This window comes from Amycolatopsis sp. SID8362, assembly GCF_010550475.1.
In the GTDB taxonomy this organism is placed as follows: Bacteria; Actinomycetota; Actinomycetes; order Mycobacteriales; family Pseudonocardiaceae; genus Amycolatopsis; species Amycolatopsis eburnea.
Genome location: NZ_JAAGNB010001544.1, coordinates 1 through 394 on the forward strand (window position 1 = coordinate 1; position 394 = coordinate 394).

The window sequence follows — 394 nt, forward strand, 5'->3', positions numbered from 1 at the left end:
CGTGCGGGAGCCGCAGCGTCCGGCGGTAGGCGCCGTCGCGCCACTCCTCCACGCCCGGCACGCCGGTCGCCACCAGGTGCCCGAACAGGTTGTCGGGGCACAGCGGCTTGCGGTACGGCAGCCGCAGCACGAGCGCGCCGGCGGCCGCGGGCTTGCCCTTGGCGCGCTGCCGCAGTTCGGTCGGCGAAAGTGCGAACACCTCGCGCACGGTGTCGTTGAACGTCCGGATGCTGCCGAACCCCGAGGCCAGCGCCAGCTCGGTCATCGGCAGGGCGGTCGTCTCGATCAGCGTCCGCGCGGTCTGCGCGCGCTGGGCCCGCGCCAGTGCCAGCGGGCCGGCGCCGAGCTCGGCGAACACCTGGCGCTCGACCTGCCGGACGCTGTAGCCGAGCCG

Annotated in this window: 1 protein-coding gene; it reads right to left on the reverse strand. The window is 75.4% G+C overall.

The window, feature by feature from the left end; all coding sequences use genetic code 11:
- Positions 1–394, reverse strand: a 394-nt coding sequence (locus G3I65_RS47380; RefSeq protein ID WP_160701910.1) for a helix-turn-helix domain-containing protein, incomplete at both ends; no start/stop codon positions are given.